This window comes from Psychrobacter communis, from assembly GCF_014836505.1.
GTDB lineage: Bacteria > Pseudomonadota > Gammaproteobacteria > Pseudomonadales > Moraxellaceae > Psychrobacter > Psychrobacter faecalis.
The window spans coordinates 1-7400 of sequence record NZ_JACSQR010000056.1; the positions used below are offsets into that span (position 1 = coordinate 1).

Here is a 7400-nt window from a genome sequence, read left to right on the forward strand (position 1 = left end):
TCTTGGTAAACTTACTTTAGCAACTTCGGACTTCTTTTTTTATCTTTTTTTTGAGCCCTTATCCCGAACTGGGGTTAAGCTATTTAATTTTTAGATTGTTAGTCTGCATGATCTGGAAAATTCTATATAAGTTAGCATTCACAAATGTTTGAAAGACGCTAGATGTCTTAAAATGTAATATTGAATGTACGAAATGGAAGTTCAAATGAGTAAACGTCCTTATTTCAAATACAGTGGTGAAGAGTTGAAAGCGCTCTTTACGGAATCTAAGAATGACATTGAGACCCTTACAGCCTTAAGGTTTGAACTCAGTCATAGGAAGTACTCAAAATCACGATTACTGGAAACTGAAATTGAAAAATTAATTATATCTAATGCTAATAAAAATAGACCCTTTGAAAAACAATCGATATCTTCGTCACCATATAACACAGAAGCAGCAGTTATACAGGTTCAAAAAACTAAAGCCATAGAGCCTGAACCTATAGTATTACCAACTATAACTCCTCCTGAACGCTATATCGTAGAATGTGAACAGTGCCAAACGCCAAACTTTTTATATGCACTTGATCATAAAGTGCAGTATCTATCTTGTTCAAACTGTAAAACATCTTTTGAAGTTCAATTCAAACAAGGTGTTATGAGAACCACCTTTCATACCAGACCTCAAACACCTTCTAAAACCAGCTTCAAGACTGTTAGTTGGTTAATAGCACTAGTTGCTGCCTTAGTATTTATTATCTATCTATTCATGTAAGCTGGAAAAATTTCATTATGAGTATTCAACAAGAGAGATTATCTGCATTAATTAAATTTACCCAACAAACATTGTTGATGGGTAAAACCCCAATAACTAGTATTTCTCAGCATAATAGTTTTTTAAGGCTAGAAGAACAACTACAAAACTTGCCCGGTGTTAAATTAAATCAAGATGTGGAGTCAGTAGATGAGACTTGGCTATCTATTGAACGTCTGCATGCAAGTCCCGCTCCGCTACCTGAGAGTCATCTATTAAGATTATGGATAGAGTTCCCTCAAAAATTTAACGATGCGCCCAGCCTTAAAGAAAGGATCTTAACAAGCAGGTTACTAGAGGCTGGTGTGATATTTCATGATATCACTCCTGCGCAGACAAAGACTGAATCTGATATTGATTTATTGACGTTATCAGAAGAAGGTTTAGAACTGCCCTCTGAGACTGAGACTGAGACTGAGACTGAGACTGAGACTGAGACTGAGACTGAGACTGAGACAAAATATACCGTTTTAAATGATTTCTTTGATAAAGAAAATATAGAAAAAGAGCTAAACAATTATATAGAAAAATCATGGAAACCATGGCTAGAGCAAGAAAAGCAAATAAGAAAAAGCATTAAACTTTATTCTGACTTATTTCTACTGACTAAAGAATTGCAAGGTAATTTAGCTGATGCAAAGCTAGAGTTAGTATGGGGTGTTGGTATTGCTCTATGGAATCAAACTGATGCGAGAGCTATTAAATATCCTGTACTGACTCAGTCAGTAGAAATCTCATTAGATAAAAATACAATGGCTTTGTCAGTTAGACCTAACTTATCACCAGTAAAACTAGAGACTGAAATCTTCTCATCCACGGAGAACCCTAATTTAGTCACCTTAATAGAAACTAGTAAGTCTTTTTTCAAGTCTGAGGATTTAGTGTTTAATCCTTTTAATTCGAGTACCTATGCACCAATCTTAAGATCAGCAGCTATGCTTTTGGATTCTTCTGGGAAGTGTTGGGCAGATCAAACTACGAACGATATTATAGAAGATAGGAAACTACCAAAAGCCACTGACAGCTTAGTTGTTACCGATACTTGGGTCTTAATGGCACGTCCAAGAGGTGATAATTTTCTTCTACAAGACTTAGAGAATTTTTCTGGAAAATTATCTGATGATTCTTCCGAATTCATATCCGGTGCATTAGGAGCTATTCTTACAGAGCCTGATACCGAAAATAAAGAAGTAATCCTGCCAGCTTATCGTGGAATTTCAGCAGTTATAGGTAGCGAGGATAATTATAGTAAACCTCATGACCTATACTTCCCAAAAGCTTATAACGATGAACAAGTCCGAATCATTCAGATGCTCCAAGCTTATGACGGTGTAGTAGTGCAAGGGCCGCCTGGAACTGGTAAGACCCATACTATTGCTAATGTCATTTGTCATTATCTTGCACTGGGTAAAAGAGTTTTGGTTACTTCAATGAAAGATCCTGCGCTATCAGTACTAAAGGAAAAGCTACCAGAAACTATTCGCCCATTAGCAGTTAGTCTATTAAGCAGTGATACAGAATCAATCAAACAATTTGAATCCTCTATTAGAAAAATATCTAGTGAAATCTCAAGCATAGACCGTAAACAGTATCAGAATACAATCAAGCAACTTGATGATGAAATTGATGCTACCCATGCATATTTAGCTAGTACAGATACTTCTATTTCTCATTGGGGAAGGCTCAACCTCGAAGAGATTATCATCGACGATGAACATGTAACACCACTTCAAGCTGCCGAAGAAGTTGCATTAAAACAGGCTAATATAAGTTGGTTTCCCGATAAGTTAGATATAGAAGATACTTTCAAACCACAGTTTTCAAACTCAGATATTGTTGATTTAAGAATGGCTAGACTCAACTTAAAAGAAGATTTAATTTATCTCAACAAAACCATTCCTAATCATAATAACTTTCCACCGATCAATGAAGTTATTGAACTACATCAAAATCTTATACATATTAAGGAACTGCAACAAGCTGAAAATACAGGTGCTCTACCAGAATTAATAAATAATACTTCCGAGACAATTCAAGCTATTGAAGACCTTCTTATTCAAATAGTGCAGTTAAAATCACAGCTTAATATCATTGATAAAGCTGACCAGAATTGGACAGCACTATTTAGACAGAGTTTAAATAGTAATAAAACAGAAATTATCGACTATTTTATTGCTTTAAAAGAGGAGATTAACGCTTTAATTACTCAAAGAACTTTTTTTATCACTAAGCCTGTAAATATGTCTAAAGATATCGATAACAATGACGAACTGAAGGACTCTATAAGAAATCTATCTCAAGGCAAAAAACCATTTGGTTTAGCAGGTCTATTCGGTAAATCTGCTGAGAAAAAGTTGTTAGAAGACATTCAGGTTAATGGTGCCCAAGCAGTAACCAACGAAGACTGGCAACATGTTTTAGCATTTATTGACTTTAAACAAGCGGCAAAAGTACTTATTGTCCGTTGGAATGCTTTATCTGCTGAAATATCCTTACCAAGCTTTGAGCCTAATGCTGATAGCTTACCTGCCTTAAAGTCAGCAGTTGAGATGAGTGAAATCATTCAGTCAAATTGTCAGCTAGAAAAAGAAATACAATCAGCATTGCACTCAATATTTCCAAACTTGCAAGCCAGTAACGATAGTTATTATTCGCTAAAAACGTTAACTGAGATTGAGCAAACTCTAAATCAACATTTGACGAAGCATTCTTTATCCAAGACTTGGAAATCAAAAGAAAATATAGAAAACTTACTCTTAGAACACTCAGGAATTATTACAAAGCAATTAAATACATTTATTACAGATAATATTGGTAATAAAACCCACTCTGAACAATATATTGAAAGTGAATGGCTGAATTTAATGGCTGAGCTAGAACGTATTCATGTTTTGTCAGATGATTTTCAAATTGTAAATGACGTCACCCAAGCCATCGAAAAATCGGGAGCAATAAACTGGGCAAATAGCCTTAGAAAAGAACCACCTTCTGATACTCAAGATAAACTATTACCAGATAACTGGCGAAAAGTTTGGCGCTTAAATCGCTTGGTCAGTTTTGTTAATCGTATTGATGCTCGTCAAGAACTAGTCGAATTGGCAACAAGACGTAAAGACTTGGAAAACAACTTAGCACGTCTTTATCAGGAAGTAATCACTAAGAAAACGTGGTTAAAACTATCAGAAAACGCTACACCAACTGTTAGGGCGGCACTAGAAAAATACCGAGCTGCTATCGTTAGAATAGGTAAAGGTACAGGAAAACGTGCCCCACGCTATCGTCGTGAAGCTCAAGAAGCTTCTGAACAAGCAAGCGCTGCTATTCCTTGTTGGATTATGCCTCACTACCGTATCAGCGAGTCATTACCTGCTAATTTCGGTAGTTTTGACTTAGTTATCATTGATGAAGCATCACAGTCTGATTTAACTGCTTTACCAGCGCTTTTGCGGGCAAAAAAAGTCCTCGTAGTAGGTGATGATAAACAGGTTTCTCCTGATACTGTTGGTTTAAAAGAAGATAAGATAAAAGACTTAATGAACCAATATTTAGCAGATCAAGTTAAACTTTATCGCTCACAATTGTCACCTGATCGCTCAATATATGATTTGTTTAAAGTCGTTTTTGCCGGTAGCTCAGTTATGCTCAAAGAACACTTCCGTTGTGCACCAGCTATTATTGAGTTTTCTAAACGTGAGTTTTATGATCATGAGCTCAAACCGCTACGTAAGTCCAAACCTTCAGAGAGATTAGATCCTCCACTAATTGATGTTCATGTGACTGACGGTCATAGAAACACAAAGGGAGTTAATTTACCTGAAGCAAGGTTTATCATTGATGAAATAAAAAAGATCGTAGAAGACCCTGTATATGTTGGTAGAACTATTGGTGTAATTTCTTTACTGGGTAATTACCAATCCCGAGAAATCATGGAGATGCTGTCTCGAGAACTGGGAGAAAAAGCTATTACAGATTTCGATATCGCTTGCGGTGATGCACGAACCTTTCAAGGTAAAGAAAGAGATATTATGTTCTTATCGCTACTAGTATCGCCTGGAGACGCTCATGCATTAACCACAGAGTCATTTGCACAGCGGATAAATGTCGCTGCATCAAGGGCTAGAGATAGAATGTATCTAGTACGTAGTATTGAATTGGATGAATTAAGTCAAGCTGATGTTTATCGATCCAAGCTTATTCAACACTTTAAACAACCTTTCATGCAAGATGAAGAACAAGTAGATGACTTGCGCAGCAAATGTGAATCAGCTTTTGAGATTGAGGTTTTTGATATTTTGGTAGAGCGTGGATATCGGGTGATACCACAAGTAGAGGTTGGCCAATATCGTATAGATATGGTTGTTGAAGGAGAAGATGATAATAGTTTGGCAATAGAATGTGACGGTGATCGCTATCATGGTCCTGATAAATGGGAAAGCGATATACATAGACAACGTATTCTTGAAAGAGCCGGTTGGAAATTCTGGCGTTGCTTTGCGTCAACATTCGTCATGCATAAAGATGCTGTTGTTGAAGAGCTTTTAGGTGAACTTGCTAGCCTTAATATTCACCCTGTTGCGACTGCACAACCACTTAGTAGTTTATATACTGAGGCTAGAAGAGTACAAGCTATAGCAGAGCCAGTAAGTGAGAATGAGAGTGAAGAGGTTTCTAACCTTGCTTAAAATTCAGTGCTACTCATTATCATAAATATTAAAAAATATATGAATCTTCAATAAACTAAAGACTTTTTTTGAAATAACATACTAATAATTAGTTTTTATAGATTTAACTAGATATTAAGTTAAGGATAAGTAATGGAAGTACAGGATTGGGGTGGCGGGCTTACACAGCATGAAGTTGAGGCTATTGAAAAAATTAAAGCAAACTTTCAAGCATCAGATGCATTAGCTGAACTTGATAGGAAAGATAGTAAAACTATTAGTTTAGCTGAATTTAAAAAAAGCGCACCTAGCAATCCTATGTTTCCATGGAAAGGGTTTTCCGGATTTAGATTAGTCGATCCTAGAGGTAGTAAAGAAGGCGAATTTGATTTAGTAATTATTACTCATTGCAATGTATTAATAATAGAGCTAAAAGATTGGAATAATAACAAAGTCACCAGCAGTAATAATCGTTGGTATCTTGGAAGTAAAGAGATGGGAAAATCCCCAGTCTCTATCACTCGTAACAAAAAATTCTTGCTTGACAATATCTTAAAGAGATATAAGAGTAGATTTTCTAATAAGGGGTACATTCCCTTTGTACATTTTTTAGTCGTAATGACAGGTAATGCTGACTTTAGCAAACTGAACGATGAAGAAAAGAAATACACTATAAGTCTAGATGACTTTCTAAAAATGAAAAATGAAAAGGAGTTCGATAGACACTTTAGACCTCACCCAGCATCAAAGGTCTTGAATAAAGACTTCATAATATTTGATGAAATTTTTGGTGGAAGTAACGTAAAGCCTAAAAGTATTAAGGTAAATGGCTACGTAGCAGAAGACGAACCTGCATTTCAACATCCGAATAAGATCTATAACGAGTATTTTGCTTATTCAGAGCATTCAAAGAATGACCAAGTCTTATTACGTCGTTGGGATTTTTCAAAGATAAAAAATCCAGAGGCGCAAACGTCAGACGGTAGGTTCAAATTAGTCAGCCGAGAGTATGAGGTTTTACAACACTTAAAGGGTATTAATGAAGAGCTTTACTCTGCCTGTTTGAATTATAAAACAGTCCCTCAAAAATCAGAGATGACCGTAGACCACACCGACTTATTTGACTTGATGCCATCTCAACTTAGATTTAATCAGTTTATCGGTCAAACAGCCAAACAAATTGCAATTAAAGATCGCGCTGACTATGTAAAACTACTATTGCATAAATTTGTTGATCTGCACGATGCTGGAATTGCTCATAGAGATTTGGGTACACACAGTCTATGGCTATCTGCTGATAAGAAAATTTCGCTATCCGGTTTTGCCACTGCTTTTTTTCCTAAAAAAGGAACTGTGGGAGATATTAGAGACATACTCACTGTATCAACAGATTTAGTAGAAAACACTTATCCTATTGAAATCTATACTGCTTATCAGTTAGACGTACGAGCTTTAGCGGTATTATCTTGGCATATTCTACAAGCAAAGCGCTTATCTAACGATAGTATTCAGTCATTTAAGCAGGAGTTAGAACGAGATGATGAATGGTACTCAATTGTCATCAAACAAGCTTTATCTGAAGATCCCTATATAAATGCAAAGGATTTTCTAGAAGCGTTCAATGAAGCTAGGCCCACAGATGAAAAAGACTTTTCATTCGATAAGGATCAGCTAGAACCTTTTTATCATAATATTAGTCATTATCGTCAGTTTAGAGAGGATGAAGACTTCATCGTTGAAACTGACGAAAAGGAAGTTTACTTATCTAATGGTCGAATAGTTAAGGCGTGGTTGAATACCTTTCCAGTTAATGAAGATTATAAAGCTCGTATTTTATTCGATTGGCTGCAAAGAATTTCTAACTTAAACGCCAATCTCAACTTATCGTAGGCTTTTGGTTTTTATAGAATTTAAAATTCTAATTGTTTTAACTGAAATTTTAA

The 7400-nt window shown here is 35.8% G+C and carries 3 protein-coding genes; all 3 read left to right on the forward strand.

Translation table 11 applies throughout. The features are described from left to right. Positions 1–205 precede the first annotated feature (205 nt). Positions 206–757, forward strand: coding sequence for a hypothetical protein (locus H9653_RS11975; RefSeq protein ID WP_191692539.1), 552 nt, complete (start codon positions 206–208; stop codon positions 755–757). A 17-nt stretch (positions 758–774) separates the two neighbouring features. After that, complete coding sequence (locus H9653_RS11980) at positions 775–5478, forward strand: AAA domain-containing protein (RefSeq protein WP_191692540.1); 4704 nt, start codon at positions 775–777, stop codon at positions 5476–5478. Between the two features lie 132 nt (positions 5479–5610). Next, positions 5611–7347, forward strand: a complete 1737-nt coding sequence (locus tag H9653_RS11985) for an NERD domain-containing protein kinase family protein (protein ID WP_191692541.1) — start codon at positions 5611–5613, stop codon at positions 7345–7347. Positions 7348–7400 lie beyond the last annotated feature (53 nt).

Excerpts from the sequence above, each read along its gene's own strand:
- H9653_RS11975 (WP_191692539.1), top strand. The coding sequence starts at position 206 with ATGAGTAAACGTCCTTATTTCAAATACAGTGGTGAAGAGTTGAAAGCG.
- H9653_RS11980 (WP_191692540.1), top strand. The coding sequence starts at position 775 with ATGAGTATTCAACAAGAGAGATTATCTGCATTAATTAAATTTACCCAA.
- H9653_RS11985 (WP_191692541.1), top strand. The coding sequence starts at position 5,611 with ATGGAAGTACAGGATTGGGGTGGCGGGCTTACACAGCATGAAGTTGAG.